Source organism: Flavobacterium sp. NLM, assembly GCF_002210235.1.
Lineage (GTDB): Bacteria > Bacteroidota > Bacteroidia > Flavobacteriales > Flavobacteriaceae > Flavobacterium > Flavobacterium panici.
In genome coordinates this window covers 179,063-193,699 of sequence record NZ_LIAC01000006.1, presented here as the reverse complement: position 1 = coordinate 193,699, position 14,637 = coordinate 179,063, and the positions used below count along the sequence as shown (strand labels likewise).

At 33.5% G+C, this 14,637-nt stretch carries 16 protein-coding genes; 7 read left to right on the top strand and 9 right to left on the bottom strand.

All coding sequences use genetic code 11. The features are described from left to right. Positions 1–104: 104 nt before the first annotated feature. Entirely contained in the window at positions 105–674 is a 570-nt protein-coding gene (locus APR43_RS09585) for a DUF3109 family protein (RefSeq protein ID WP_053472510.1), read from the bottom strand. Between the two features lie 319 nt (positions 675–993). On the opposite strand from APR43_RS09585, the gene APR43_RS09580 reads away from it, so the two are divergent. The 3 genes from APR43_RS09580 to APR43_RS09570 all read left to right on the top strand — a co-directional run bounded on the left by APR43_RS09580 (position 994) and on the right by APR43_RS09570 (position 2,488). Then, positions 994–1,572 (top strand): MarC family protein, encoded by a 579-nt coding sequence (locus APR43_RS09580; protein ID WP_053472509.1) that lies wholly within the window; start codon positions 994–996, stop codon positions 1,570–1,572. 106 nt (positions 1,573–1,678) lie between these two features. Beyond that, a complete protein-coding gene (locus tag APR43_RS09575; protein ID WP_053472508.1) occupies positions 1,679–1,879 on the top strand; it encodes a hypothetical protein in 201 nt (66 codons plus the stop codon). 3 nt (positions 1,880–1,882) lie between these two features. Further along, a complete protein-coding gene (locus tag APR43_RS09570) occupies positions 1,883–2,488 on the top strand; it encodes an FAD-dependent oxidoreductase (RefSeq protein ID WP_053472507.1) in 606 nt (201 codons plus the stop codon). A 105-nt stretch (positions 2,489–2,593) separates the two neighbouring features. Here the strand turns inward: APR43_RS09570 and APR43_RS09565 are convergent, their stop codons facing one another. The 5 genes from APR43_RS09565 to APR43_RS09545 all read right to left on the bottom strand — a co-directional run bounded on the left by APR43_RS09565 (position 2,594) and on the right by APR43_RS09545 (position 5,993). After that, a complete protein-coding gene (locus APR43_RS09565; RefSeq protein WP_053472506.1) occupies positions 2,594–2,911 on the bottom strand; it encodes a hypothetical protein in 318 nt (105 codons plus the stop codon). An 89-nt stretch (positions 2,912–3,000) separates the two neighbouring features. Next, positions 3,001–3,366 (bottom strand): nuclear transport factor 2 family protein, encoded by a 366-nt coding sequence (locus APR43_RS09560; protein WP_053472505.1) that lies wholly within the window; start codon positions 3,364–3,366, stop codon positions 3,001–3,003. A 19-nt stretch (positions 3,367–3,385) separates the two neighbouring features. Continuing rightward, positions 3,386–4,963, bottom strand: a complete 1,578-nt coding sequence (locus APR43_RS09555) for a S41 family peptidase (RefSeq protein ID WP_053472504.1) — start codon at positions 4,961–4,963, stop codon at positions 3,386–3,388. Next, positions 4,963–5,394: a deoxycytidylate deaminase gene (locus tag APR43_RS09550; protein WP_053472503.1), complete on the bottom strand. Its 432-nt coding sequence runs from the start codon at positions 5,392–5,394 to the stop codon at positions 4,963–4,965. The genes APR43_RS09555 and APR43_RS09550 overlap by 1 nt, the downstream gene beginning before the upstream one ends. 5 nt (positions 5,395–5,399) lie before the next feature. Beyond that, positions 5,400–5,993, bottom strand: coding sequence for a HupE/UreJ family protein (locus APR43_RS09545; RefSeq protein WP_053472502.1), 594 nt, complete (start codon positions 5,991–5,993; stop codon positions 5,400–5,402). A gap of 170 nt (positions 5,994–6,163) precedes the next feature. Between APR43_RS09545 and APR43_RS09540 the strand changes: the two genes are divergently transcribed. Further along, a complete protein-coding gene (locus APR43_RS09540) occupies positions 6,164–6,595 on the top strand; it encodes a TerB family tellurite resistance protein (protein WP_053472501.1) in 432 nt (143 codons plus the stop codon). Positions 6,596–7,431: 836 nt separating this feature from the next. On the opposite strand, the gene fbp is transcribed toward APR43_RS09540, so the two are convergent. Continuing rightward, positions 7,432–8,439 carry a class 1 fructose-bisphosphatase gene (gene fbp / locus APR43_RS09535; RefSeq protein WP_053472500.1) on the bottom strand — a complete coding sequence of 336 codons (1,008 nt, stop codon included), beginning with the start codon at positions 8,437–8,439 and terminating at the stop codon, positions 7,432–7,434. Between the two features lie 250 nt (positions 8,440–8,689). Between fbp and APR43_RS09530 the strand changes: the two genes are divergently transcribed. Together APR43_RS09530 and APR43_RS09525 are read left to right on the top strand one after the other, a co-directional pair. Beyond that, positions 8,690–9,184, top strand: a complete 495-nt coding sequence (locus APR43_RS09530) for a GNAT family N-acetyltransferase (protein WP_053472499.1) — start codon at positions 8,690–8,692, stop codon at positions 9,182–9,184. 184 nt (positions 9,185–9,368) lie between these two features. After that, complete coding sequence (locus APR43_RS09525) at positions 9,369–10,628, top strand: aspartate kinase (RefSeq protein ID WP_053472498.1); 1,260 nt, start codon at positions 9,369–9,371, stop codon at positions 10,626–10,628. Positions 10,629–10,696: 68 nt separating this feature from the next. On the opposite strand, the gene APR43_RS09520 is transcribed toward APR43_RS09525, so the two are convergent. Continuing rightward, entirely contained in the window at positions 10,697–11,050 is a 354-nt protein-coding gene (locus APR43_RS09520) for a helix-turn-helix transcriptional regulator (protein WP_165590692.1), read from the bottom strand. Between the two features lie 166 nt (positions 11,051–11,216). Between APR43_RS09520 and APR43_RS09515 the strand changes: the two genes are divergently transcribed. Further along, on the top strand, positions 11,217–12,092 hold the full coding sequence (locus APR43_RS09515; protein ID WP_053472496.1) for a hypothetical protein: 876 nt from the start codon (positions 11,217–11,219) through the stop codon (positions 12,090–12,092). A 292-nt stretch (positions 12,093–12,384) separates the two neighbouring features. On the opposite strand, the gene APR43_RS09510 is transcribed toward APR43_RS09515, so the two are convergent. Beyond that, the gene (locus APR43_RS09510; protein WP_053472495.1) at positions 12,385–14,631 is read right to left on the bottom strand and encodes a TonB-dependent receptor domain-containing protein; all 2,247 of its coding nucleotides are present in this window, start codon (positions 14,629–14,631) and stop codon (positions 12,385–12,387) included. Between the last annotated feature and the right edge of the window lie 6 nt (positions 14,632–14,637).

Sequence of the window (14,637 nt, the reverse complement as noted above, 5' to 3'; positions counted from 1 at the left end):
GCAAGAAATTTTAAATTGTTTTAAAAAGTTTTTTTTGAGGTAAAACTTTATTTTTTTGAGTCAAAACAGACCTTCTCAAAAAGGTATTTTTTACACTTTAATCTTTAAGAATTTTTAAGTTCCTGAGCTACCTTTTCAAGTTCTAAATACCAGTCTTCACCAAAACGACGAATCAAGGCTTCTTTCACAAATTTATAAACTGGAACTTCTAATTCTTTTCCTAAAGAACAAGCATCATCACAAATATCCCATTTGTCATAATTTACGGCGGCAAATTCTGTGAAGTCTTTTACACGAATTGGATATAAATGGCAGGAAACCGGTTTTTTCCAATCTACGATTCCTTCATTATAAGCCTGCTCGATTCCGCAAAGCGCGGTTTTTCCATCAAAAATAACATAAGCACAATCCTTATTATCGATAAGCGGCGTTTCAAGATCGCCGTCGGTTCCTTTAACCCAGGTTCCCTGTGCTTCGATTGCAGCAATTCCTTCTTTTCTTAAAAAAGGTTTCACTTTTGGATAAATTTCCTCTAAGATTTTAGTTTCTGCTTCATTCAAAGGCGCGCCCGCATCTCCATCAACACAACAAGCCCCTTTACAAGCTGACAAGTTGCACACAAATTCTTTTTCCAGAATATCCTCTGAAACAATAGTTTTCCCTAACTGAAACATGATAATAAAATACGCTAATTTATAAAGTGCAAAGATAGTCAAAGAAAACGGATAAAAAATTTACCGCAAAGATTCACAAAGGCTTTCACAAAGATTCGCAAAGAATAATTCAGTTTTTACTCTTTTCGCAATTTTAGCTTTGTGAATCTTTGCGAGAAAACTTTGCGATACTCTGCGGCAAAAACAATAATTGTTACAAATATCACTTTTTTAACCACAAAACCATGTTTTTATAACAAAAGTGAATTGTACCGAAAAAACACCTAACTTTATTAACTACTTTTGCAGCAGTTTTTTAAACCCTTAAAATCAAAGCGATATGTTAGATATAGACTTCAAAGAAATCATTACAGTAAGCATGGTACTTTTTGCCGTAATTGATATTGTAGGTTCAATTCCAATTATCGTGAACTTAAGAGCAAAGGTTGGACACATTGAATCCGAGAAAGCTTCGATTGTTGCGGGAATGATTATGATTGTTTTTCTTTTTGTTGGAGAAGGATTATTAAACCTTATTGGTATTGATGTTCATTCATTTGCTGTTGCCGGTTCTTTTGTATTGTTTTTCCTGGCTTTAGAAATGATTTTAGGAATCCGTATTTATCGTGACGAAGAGCCGGGCTCTGCCTCTATTGTGCCATTGGCATTTCCATTAATCGCCGGAGCGGGAACTATGACTACTTTACTTTCTCTTCGATCTCAGTTTCATACTATTAATATAATCATTGCCATTTTACTTAATATTATATTGGTTTATGTTGTTTTGAAATCTTCTAAAAAAATCGAAAATTTACTAGGAGAAAACGGACTTGGCGTGGTCCGCAAGACATTTGGAGTGATACTTTTAGCAATTGCTGTTAAATTATTCGCTGCTAATGTTAAAGGTTTGTTTGTCTAAGATTTATTTTTATACTTTTACCCCCATTAAATTTATAAAATACAACTTTAAGGCATTTTTTATTAGAGTTTTACTTTGATATTTTTATACAAACAAAACAACCAATATGAAAATCTTCACTTCAATCTTAGTGCTTTTAGCATTAGCTTTAATTGTGTTTAATATTACGCTATTAGACTTTACAAATCCTTTTCAAGGAGACAGTATGGTAGCTTTTATTGGAATCGCAGCTTCATTTTGCGCCGTGTTGATTCTTTTGATTTTTAGAATTTCAAAAAGAATTGAAGAAAAAACAAACGGTCGATAATATATGTTTGACGTTTTAATTATCGGCGGGGGTGTATCAGGCATGTCTTGTGCCTTAGTTTTGGGATCTGCTAAAAACAAAGCTTTTGCTACCGACAAAAAAATCGGAATTTTTACTCATCAGAAAAACTCTTCTTTACAAGAGGCAATTTTCTACAACGCTTATGGCATTACGCCAGGCAAATTAGGTTCTGAATTACTTGAAGAAAGTACGCAGGATTTAGCAGCATCTTATCCGCATATCGAACAGATTGCAAATGAAAAAGTAATTAAAGTAGAAGGTTCTTTTCCTTCGTTTACTGTTATTACTAACAAAAACTCTTATCAAACAAAAAGTATTGTTGTGGGAATTGGTTCTGCCAATACATTTGATATTGAAGGTTTGACAAAATATATTGAACCGCATAAAAAAGCACTTCCGGAAAAACAGCGTATTCAGCTTAAAAACGAAGATCATAAAGTTGCTGACGGCATTTATGTTATTGGAACTTTAGCTGGCTGGAGAAGTCAATTGGCGATTGCTGCTGGAAGCGGCGCTGCTGTTGCCACAGATATTCTAACTTTATGGAATAACGGAATACAGACTCACTCGCACGACAGCATTCGATAAAATTATTAAACCATATAAGTTATATAAGTTCATATTATACTTTGCGTATAAAAATTAAATGAACTTATATAACTTATATGGTTTAAAAAAATATTTTATGTTAGGCTACTTTACCGAAACGATCTGTGTTACTTTGATATGGTTTTCGTCGTCTGTTTTCCAGATTTCTCCTTTTAATGACACTACATCTCCAATTTTTAATTGTTTGTAATTTTGCGGACCGCCAACATTTACAATGCTGATTGTTGCAAAATATACTTCTTTTGTGTCAGTATTAATTTTTGCCGTGTAACCATCTTTTCCAGATTCTATTGATTCTACTTTTCCTGAAACTGCACTATTTTTATCATTTTTCATAGTTGTACAAGAGATTACAAAAGTCATTAAAACGACAAGGAAACTTATTCTTTTTAGATTTTTCATGTTTGAGATTTTAACAACGAAGTACGCTAATATTTATGCGATGTTCGCTAAGTTTTGTTTTATGTTACTATTAAGTTTCCTTTCAAAATTTATGCCAGCTGAACGCAGCTTCCGGCAATAACTTTTAAATTACCATCAAATTGTTTCCAGACTCTTATGTATTTCAAAACGCCATTAATGGGATTATTGTCGTAAGTTCCTTTTAATGAAACAGAAACAGCAACTACAGCAGCATCACCTATAATATTTATAATTTGGTCTGAAGCTTCGAGAGAATCAACTTTCATTTTCCCCGAACGATAGGAATTTAAATCAAATTCTTTTGTGATGGTTTCTCCAGTTGGTAAATTAAAAAGCAAATCGTCGTGAAGAATTCGTTCTAAAACAGAAACATCAGCGTTTTTAATTGCGGTTAAAAGTTCAATTTCGGCATTTACAATTAGATCTTTTTCCATCAAATTAGAATTTTAAGGATTATTTCTTCGGATTCAAAATTGTTTTAATCATGGCATCATCTTTTAAAATAACATCATAATAATACATTTCACCATATAACTGGCGGGCAAATTCAGCCGTAATATATCGGTTTACCAATGCTTTGGTTTTGTCTAATTTAAGATCTAAACCAGTTAGTAAAATATAGTTTTTAAACTTTTTGAAATAAGCATCAGAGCTTTTCATTTTTTCCAAAAACTCATTGAACTTAAGTCCTGCAAAAGCATTTCGGTTTTTATCTAATTCTTCAAAAACAAAATGGCCAACGATTCCTGTTTGAAGCAAATAAGCCACATTTTCGTTTCCGTGCTCTGCTTCCATCGGAACAAAAACATCCGGAACGATTCCGCCGCCGCCGTAAACGATTTTACCTTTTGGCGTTTTAAATTTTAAAGAATCGGCAACTTTTATGCTGTCTTTTGCATACAATTCGCCAGAATTTATTCTTGATTCAGATTCTTTAAAGTATTCTTCATTTCCTTTTTTATACGGTTTTTGAATTGATCTTCCGGTTGGCGTGTAATATCTCGCAACCGTCAAACGAACGGCAGATCCGTCGTTAAAATCCATTTCGCGTTGTACTAAACCTTTTCCGAAAGAACGACGTCCAACAATTGTTCCGCGGTCGCTGTCCTGAATTGCTCCAGCCAGAATTTCACTTGCAGAAGCACTGTTTTCATTAATTAAAACATATACTTTTCCGGTTTCAAAACTTCCAGCTTTTGTAGCGTATGTTTTTTCAGTTGTTCCGTTTTTATTTTTGGTAAAAACGATCAGCTGTTTGTCTTTTAAAAATTCATCAGCAATTGCAATCGCTTCTTCCATATAACCGCCGCCATTATCACGTAGATCAATTACAAGCGACTGAATTCCTTTTTGTTTTAAGCGTGTTAAACCGGTTTTGAATTCATTAAAAGTGGTTTCGGCAAAACGATTGATTTTGATGTAACCCGTATTATTTCCAATTAATAAAGAAGCATCGACACTTTTTATCGGAATAACATCTCTTTTAATTTTAAACTTCAGTTTCTTTTGTTCTGATTTTCTAAAAACGGTCAGTTCAATTTCAGAACCTTTGATTCCTTTTAATTTAGAAAACAAGCTGTCAGACGGCAATCTTCTTCCGTACAATTTGGTTTTTCCGGCATATAAAATTCTGTCCCCCGATTTTAGTCCTGCTTTCGCAGAAGGCCCATTTTCGACTGGTTTTATAATCGCAACAGAATCTTTGTACATATAGAAATTGATCCCGATTCCCACGAAATCACCTTTCATGCTTTCGGCAACTTCGGCTTGTTCGCTTGGCGGAATATAAACAGAATGCGGATCTAATTTTGAGAGTATATTATCGACTGTAAGGTTTACAATCGAATCTGTGTTAACGCTGTCAACATATTCGGTATTGATAAAATCAATGAGTTTATTCAGCTTGGTTTTGGAGTAATTTTTAGCAAAAAGCTGATCATCTGCGGAAGAGTTTGTTAAACTTCCGATTACGATTCCGATGGCAAGAGTTGCCCCGATAATCATTGGCAGATATTTTGGATTAAATTTCATTATTCTTCTAAAACAGGAATATGTTCGACTTCGATGCCTGCTTTTATTAAAAATTGAATTCCCGAATCATCGCGGTATCCATCCTGATACACCACTCTTTTTATCCCGGATTGGTGTATTAATTTACTGCATTCTTTGCAAGGCGAAAGTGTAATATATAAGGTTGCGCCTTCACAAGACTGCGTTGATCTTGCTACTTTTAGGATTGCATTTGCCTCGGCGTGTAAAACATCCCAGCGTGTTAATCCTTCTTCATCTTCGCAGCAATTTTCAAATCCCGATGGCGTTCCGTTGTAGCCGTCAGAAATGATCATTCTGTCTTTTACGATAATAGCTCCAACTTGTTTTCGCTTGCAGTAGGATAATAAACTCCATTCTTTAGCGATTCGCAAATAAGCTTTATCATATTTATTTAATTTTTTTACTTCCATTTATTTTATCTGTTCCAAATTGGACTTTCAATAATCATCGGAATTACAACTCCAATAATAAAAGCTGACATTACCAGTGCCCAATCGCGTTTTGAAAAACGAAATACTGTTTGTACAATATAAGAGATTACTAAAACGACAAATACAACTACCAGCTGTGCGGCTTCAATTCCTAAAGCAAATTCTCCTAAAGGCAATAATTTTGAACTTGCCGATCCTCCCAAAATTGTTTTAAAATAGTTTGAGAATCCAAGTCCGTGTATAATTCCAAAGAACAAAGTCACAAAAAACACCACATTCACACCGTCATTTTTAGTTGCTTTTCCTGCAGTAAAAAGATGGTACAATGCCGTAATTAAAATCGTAATAGGGATTAAAAATTCAACGATATTTACTTTTATGGCAATTATTCCGAAAACAGAAAGTATTAAAGCTAAGGTGTGTCCAATTGTAAAAACGGAAACCAAAAGCAATATACGTTTCCAGTCTTTAAATGAATATGGAACAGTTAATGCGATTAAAAAAAGAACGTGATCGTAAGCGTTGATATCTAATACATGCTTTAATCCTATTTGAAAATAAATCCAAAATTGCGACATACGGGTAATACTATTAAATGATTAGGGGTTGTAAACTTACGATTTATTTTGAAGAATTTACGATGCGGATTCTTAAAACAATAAGTAAAAATAAGTTAAATTTATGAGAAATTTAAAATCGTTAAATTAAAATAAGATTTATCTTTGCTCAATAAAAACTTATTTTAATTATGCCATTTTCAGAATTATTTGATAACGAATTCAAACAAAGAAACAGAGGTCATTTCTCTGCAATTGTGCGTGTAGCGTTTGCTGACGGAAAAGTAAGTCCAGAAGAAAAAGACTTTTTGGACAAATTAGCTTCAAGATTAGAGATTTCAGAAGAAGAATATACTGAGATTCTTAAAAATCCTTTGAAATATCCAATAAATCCGCCGTACTTGTACTCGCAGCGATTAGAGCGTTTGTATGATTTGGGAAGGATGATTCATGTTGATCACCATTTAGGAGATCAGCAGGAAGTAATGTTAACCCGCATGGGATTAGCTTTAGGATTTACTCCAGGAAACGTAAATTATATTATTAGAAAAGCTTTGTCTTTAATTGACAAAAAAGTTGATTTAGATACTTTCCTTTTCGAAATGGAGAATATGAACAAATAATATTTAGTTTGCAGTTTTCAGTCACATTTTACATTTTGTGCTGAAACTTCATGCTTATATCAAATTATAAACCCGACGGATTTTAAAAAATCTGTCGGGTTTTGTTTTTTAGCAAACCTATAATGCAAATTTGGTTTTGCTTAATTTCGAAATATTTCTTTATTCAACTGGACTGAAGTCCAGCCCTACAATATAATTCGTTCCTTCGGAACTTTAACAGAGCCTTTGGCTCGATCCTGTTGTAGGACCGGACTTTAGCCCGGTTTTACATATGAGAATGCGAAAAATTATAAACCCGACAGGTTTTTCAAAATCTGTCTGGTTTTGTTTTTTAGCAAACCTGTAAATGCAAATTTAGTTTTGCTTAATTTAGAAATATCTCTTCATTCAACTGGACTGAAGTCCAGCCCTACAATATGGCTCGAGCCAAAGGCTCTTTTTAAAGTTCCGAAGGAACGAATTATATTGTAGGGCCGGACTTTAGTCCGGTTTGACATGTGAGAATACGAAAAATTTCAAACCCGACAGGTTTTTAAAATTTGTCGGGTTTGTTTTTTAGCAAATCTGTAAATGCAAATTTGGTTTTGCTTAATTTCGAAATATCTCTTCATTCAACTGGACTGAAGTCCAGCCCTACAATATGGCTCGAGCCAAAGGCTCTTTTTAAAGTTCCGAAGGAACGAATTATATTGTAGGGCCGGACTTTAGTCCGGTTTGACATGTGAGAATCCGAAAAATTTTAAATCCGACAGATTTTAAAAATCTGTCGGGTTTGCTTTATCTGAAAACTGCGACTGTGACTGTAAACTGAATACTGAACACTGAACACTGAATACTTACTCCGCAGTCGCCATAAATTCCTCCGCTTTTTCTACCATATTATAGCTTCCGCAGAAAAACGGAACTCTTTGGTGCAGTTCTGATGGCTGAATTTCCATAATTCTTCCAAAACCGTCCGTAGCTTTTCCTCCGGCTTGTTCAGCCAGAAATGCCATTGGGTTACATTCATATAATAAACGCAATTTCCCTTTTGGTGCTTTTGAACTTGTTGGATAAAGATAAATTCCTCCTTTAATCATATTTCTATGAAAATCGGCCACTAAACTTCCTATATATCTTGAAGTATAAGGGCGGTCTTCTTCTTCACGTTGACAATATTTGATGTAGTTTTTTACTCCCTGCGGAAAATGAATATAATTCCCTTCGTTTACAGAATAGATACTTCCGTCTTTTGGAAACTTCATATTAGGATGCGAAAGGTAAAATGTACCAATTGCAGGATTTAATGTAAATCCGTTTACGCCATAACCAGTTGTATAAACCAGCATTGTCGAAGTTCCGTAAATTACATAACCGGCTGCAACCTGATTAATTCCCGGCTGTAAAAAATCTTCGATTGTTACCGGAGTTCCTATTGGAGTTATTCTTCTAAAAACAGAAAAAATAGTTCCTACAGAAACATTTACATCAATGTTTGAAGATCCGTCAAGCGGATCCATTAAGATCACGTACTTATTATTATGACTGTTGTCGCTCCCCTGAACAGTTATAAAATCGTCGTTTTCTTCAGAAGCAATACCACAGACAATCTCACGGTTTATTAACGTCTGGATAAATACTTCGTTTGCATAGACATCTAATTTTTGCTGGTCTTCTCCCTGAATATTCTGTTCGCCTGCGGCGCCAATAATATCCACCAATCCAGCTTGGTTTACTTTGTGATTGACAACCTTGGCTGCCAAACGAATTGAGTTGATGATACGGGAAAGCTCTCCCGACGAATACTGAAATGCTTTTTGGTTCTCAATAATAAACTCTCCCAGTGTTTTATTGCGTTCTTCCATTACTATATCGTTGTAGTTTTAATTTTAAGTCACAAATATCGTTTATTTTGTGAGAATGATTTAAAAATTATTTCGTTAGTTTGCTACAATTGTATATTTGCTAATTAAAGACAAAAAGAATGCAGTAAATACATTTTTTTTTGGCTAATATGCAGTTAATAATAAGAATAAATGAATTGCTTCTAAAGAAAGTGTGCTTTGAATAGTTTTAAAATACAAAGCAATTTTATGAAGCTCAAATAAATAAATTATGAATATTAGAAAAGGAAATCCTGAGGACATGAAATCGGTTTTGGGATTAATTCAGGAGCTGGCAATATTCGAAAAAGAACCTGATGCTGTAGTCATTACAGAGGAAGATTTAGTACGTGACGGATTTGGAGAAAAACCACTTTTTCAGGTTTTTGTAGCTGAGATTGATTCAAACGAAACCGAAACAGGAAAAGAAATAGTAGGAATTGCATTGTTCTATTACCGCTACTCGACCTGGAAAGGAAAAACAATACATCTTGAGGATTTAATTGTGAAGGAAAAAATGCGCGGTACCGGTTTAGGATCTGCACTTTATGCCGAAATAATGAAACAGGGAAAAAGAGATAATGTTAGAAGAGTGGAATGGAATGTTTTAGACTGGAATACTCCGGCCGTTAATTTTTACAAGAATTCCGGCGCGAGAATTCTTGATGGCTGGCAGGTTGTTCAAATGGATGAAACAGGAATTGATTCGTTCTTAGAAAAATTATAAAAATTAGTTTGCCACGAATTTCACGAATTAGCACGAATTAAATTAGTGGAAATTCGTGAAATTCGTGGCAAACCGACACAGATTGTAAAATCATTTTAATCCTTATAATCTGTGGCAAAAAAACATAAAAAAATACCAGATTTCATTCAATCTGAAATCTAAAATTAAAAATCTAAAATTAAAAATGAGAGTATTTAAATTTGGTGGTGCATCGGTAAAGGATGCTGAAGGAATTAAAAACGTATACGACGTTTTACAACAAGTGGGTTATGAAGATGTGATTTTGGTCGTTTCGGCAATGGGGAAAACCACAAATGCTCTTGAGGTTGTAATCAAGAATTATTTTGAGAAATCGGCAGAGTTGAATTCATCTGTACAAGAAATAAAAAAATACCACAATCAAATATTATTAGATTTATTTGATGATGAAAAACATGCTGTATTTGCTGCAGTTAACGAGCAGTTTTTAGAATTAGAGTATTTCCTGGCACATAATAAATCGCCAAACTACAATTTTGTTTACGATCAGGTTGTAAGTTTTGGAGAATTGATTTCTACAAATATTTTAAGTCATTATATGAATTTCAGAGGAATTCAGACGCAATGGCTTGATGTTCGTAATTTCATTAAAACTAATGCAAATTACAGAGATGCAGAAGTTGACTGGGAAACGACTCAGCAAAACATCAGCAAAAATGTACCAAGAAAACAACTAAATATCACACAGGGATTTTTAGGTGCCGATGAAAATAACTTCACCACTACTTTAGGCCGTGAAGGTTCTGATTATACTGCGGGAATTTTTGCTTACTGTTTAAATGCCGAAAGTGTTACAATTTGGAAAGACGTTCCGGGAGTTATGAATGCTGACCCGCGTTATTTTGAAAATGCAAGTTTGTTAAACCAAATTTCATATCGTGAAGCGATCGAATTAGCGTTTTACGGAGCAACGGTTATTCACCCAAAAACATTACAGCCTTTACAGAAAAAAGAAATTCCGTTATACGTAAAATCATTTATCAATCCATTATTAAAAGGAACTTGTGTTTCTAAAGGCGTTGATTTGGAGCCGCAATATCCTTGTTTTATTGTAAAGAGAGAACAGCTTTTGATTTCGCTTTCGTCTATTGATTTCTCTTTCATTATGGAGGAAAACATTAGTGAGATTTTTGGATTATTCCACGAATTCAAAATCAAAGTAAACCTGATTCAGAATTCTGCAATTAGTTTTTCTGTTTGTGTGGAAGATAAATTCGGAAACTTTAATGAATTGAATGCGATTCTTTCGAAAAAATTCAAAGTAGATTACAGCGAGAATGTAACACTTTATACGATTCGTCACTTTACAGAAAATGCTGCACAAACGGTTGAAGAAAACAAAGAGGTTTTATTGAAACAAGTAAGCCGCGAAACCATGCAGATTGTAACTAAAGAACTAAATTAATACTTTAAAAGGTAATTATTAAAATTCAGATATTTTTTGAAAAGGCTTCACTTTATTGTGAAGCTTTTTTAGTTTTTGCCTTTATTCAAATATTTAATAATTGTTTTTAAATCTTCAATTTCCAATTCATATTTCTTTATTATTTTTCTGTAAATGCTTATCATCGCAATTTCTGTTTGACGTTCTGTATTCATTAAACTTTCATAAGTAGCAATACCTAATTCTTTTTTAACTAAGTCTTCTGGAGTTATCTCAAAAACCTGACAGATTTTATTAAAATGAATTGCCCAAGAGGTACTTTCTCCTCGCTCCATCCTTGCATAAGCAGACTGCGAAATATTTAAATGATCTGCAACCTCTTCTTGTGACATATTTTTGGCTTTACGCAACATTTTTAAGTTATTTCCTATAATTATATTCATAATTAACATTTTTACAAATATAAACATAGGAAACGAATTACAATTAACCAAATTTAGGTTTTAAATAACCGATTTTAGACTAAGATTTTTCCTAAACTGAAATTAAATTTGTTGACAGGTATTTCTAGTACTTAAAAATCTATTTCTAATTTTTAATCAAATGCTTATGAAAAATTTAAAATTAACACACTTAACTATTATGATGCTTTTAATCTTATTTTCTTCTTGTGAAGAGAAAGATTCTATGGAAAATGATAATACTTTAAAAAAGGTAAATTATTCTGAAATTAAAGAAGATGCATCGGCAAATATTTCTATCCTGCAACAAAAAATTGGAAACAAAGGAGCAATAGAAAATGATCTGAAAAAATATTTTAAAGTTGGAGAACAATCATTAACGAATCCCGAAAGATCATCAAATCAAACAGTTTTTAAAATTACTTTAGCCCCACATTATGATATTAATGAAGCCGCATTCATGCTGGATTTCTATCAAGATCTTGCTAATAGCTATGATGAAAATATCTTAAACTTGCTCGATAATAAAAGAATAGCTCTCAAAAAATTATCATTCGATTCTAGTTTTAAAGAAGAAGTAAATCTCATTATTGATGTAATAGAAGAAACCACACTAAAAATCTATCCTCTACTATATAAGAAAAGCTCACCTTACTCTAAAACTACAGGATTTTGGGATTGCATGGAAGGAAAAGGAAAAGATATTTCGAGAGGCATAGCAACAGGAGCAATAACAGGAGCGGTTTCAGGGGCTTACACAGGCGCAACAGGAGGTACTGTAGCTTTTCCGGGAATTGGAACTGCAGCTGGAGCAATAGGTGGAGCTGTTTTCGGAGCAGCTGCAGGTGCCGTAGGTGGGGCTACCACCGCAACAGTTTGGGCTGCGGTAGATTGTTGGCCAGAGGCAAAACCTTTACTAGAAAAATTTCCTGAAGATCGTTTAGAATTAGATCAACAAGATATTAAGTTCATTAATAATGTATTAGATTCTTATCCAGAAACAAAATTAACTTTTACATTATAAAATGCGATTTTTTAAAAACAAATATACTTTCCCTATATATTGGCGCTTTTTGTATATAATTATAGGAACATTATTATTTTTTTGGGCTTACTTTTTTTCTGATAAGGAGTTTACTAAAGAAACTGTATTCAATCATCGAAAAGATCCAGAAATGTATTTTTGTTTATTATATTCCTTAGCTTCAACTATCTTTATACACTATTTTGTGGTTTTTTGGTTTAAGCCAAAAAACCACAAAATGAAATGGTAAATCAAAAACAAAGATTTCACTGAAGTGAAAATCTTTGTTTTTTTACCTCGCTCTATTATTCTCAGACTGCTCAATTTCAGTTTTTTTATAATTTGTCTTTTTTGAATTCCCGAAACTATAGGTTACAATCAGCTTAAAATAATTTGTGGTATACGTTCGGTGATAATAAATTTGAGTCTGCCCCACTTCATAATCGCCCGAAACCATAAACTTGTGAAAGATATCATTTGCCGTAAAATTTAGTTTTAAGGCATCTTTAAAAAAGTTTCTTTCGATTCCTAACGTTAGTGTTGAACGAGAATTGTCACTTCGTAATCCGTAACTTTTATTGCCTAAATACCAGGCTAATAATTGCACTTTAAAAAGATCCGGAATTGTAAAAGTATTATTCGAATACAAATAGATTTGCGGTTTAACCGGACCCGTAGCATATTCATAAAAATCGTCTATTGCTTTCGTTAAATTCATACTTACGGTATTAGTAGAATTCCACCATTTAACATTGAAAGATCTGGAAAGTGAAGTAAAAAAGGTGTGCTCTTTTTCTAAATTTAATGATCGCAAAATATAACTGTTTGGCGTATCGCCTCGCAAAGCAGCGCCAGAAATAGGATCAATTTTATAAGTATAACCCATTTTAAAATCAAATTTCTTGTACATCGTTCCAATTTCAAAAGCGTGCACTTTTTCAGGAAGTAAATTTGGGTTTCCTTCAATTGTCGTAAATGGGTCCTGATAAATAACATACGGATTCAAAGCCTGATATCTTGGTCTCGTAATTCTGGAAACATAAGAGAAATGCCCTTTCCAATCTTCTGAAAAATCAAAATTCAAAAGCAGGTTTGGAAAAAAGTTACTGTAGTTCTTTCCGAATTTCTGAATTCCGTTTGCATTCGTGTACAAATCATAATTAGTTCTTTCGGCTCTGGCTCCTACCGAAAAATTGACTTTTTCGCCCCATGTACTTCCAAAAGTAAAATAGGCGGCGGCAATTTTTTCGTTGTATTTAAAATCACTCGAAAGCTCGTCATCCGGTTCAAAAATCATATCATCAGCATTGGCGATTAAAAAATCTGTTCCTGATTTTATGGTGGCGTAACTGTATTTTGCACCCATTTCGAGTTTGGTATTTTCTTTTATTTTCTTCGAATAATCGGCTTGAGCAGCGACAATATTTATAGTACTTCCCACATTATTTTTAAGGTATTTCTGAATGTTGCTTTCATCAACCAAACTGTTTTCTTCAATAAAATCTCTTATCGTTCCGTTGTAATTGGAATATTGCGTTCCTATAAATAACGACGAACCTTTTGAATCTGTGATCAAATTATAATTCAGGTTTACAAACTGATTTAGCAAAACATCATTTTTTGCAATATCTGTGGCATAAAAACTGTTTCCGGTATTATTAGCAATGGAGTTTCTGCTTTCGACCTCGCCGCCCAAATCTTCAATATTTCCGCTGTAAGCTAATGAAACATAACTTTTTTCAGAGAAAGTATACTGCAGTCCAAATCCAAAATTGGAATAATTATTAAATTCCCTTCTCCAGTCTGTTGTTAAAACTGATTTCATATATTCGTCGGGATTGGGGCGTGTTCGTGTGGTGTATAACAATTCTCGGCCTTTGCCTAATTGCAAACCATAATTGGTTATAAAGGAGAATTTTCCTTTTGAATAATTAAAATCAAGAAGTGTGTTTGTACTTGTTCCTGCAAATTTCGAAACAGTAACATGCTGACTTGCTGATCCCATTATGCCGTTTTCAATATTTTGTTTGGTAATTATATTGACAACCGCTTTTCCTTCGGCATCGTATTTTGAAGATGGATTTGAAATCACTTCAATTTTAGCAATCTGTGAAACCGGAATTGCAGCAAAACGTTCATAATTAATCAGGATTCCATTTAGGTAAATAATTGCTTCGCCTTTTCCCAGAACACTGATTTGTCCTTCGGCAGCTACAACATTGGGAACGCGGCTCAATAATTCGTTTACAGAACTGCTTGTTGCGAGAACTGTTCCTTTAACATTGACATCGATTGTTCCGTTTGCACCATATTTTAATAATGACGGATTGCTTTTTACCACAACTTCATTTAACTGATTATGATCTTGATCCTTGGGTATAGAATCCGAAGCAGAGCCTGATAATGTTGTTTTTTCAATTAGTTTATCCTCTTCAACATAGGATTTATCCCGATTATTTTTTACGGCTTGTGCTTTTACTTCGATTGATGAAAAAATCAGGCAATAAATAGAAACAACAACAACAATAAGAAATTTCATAAACTT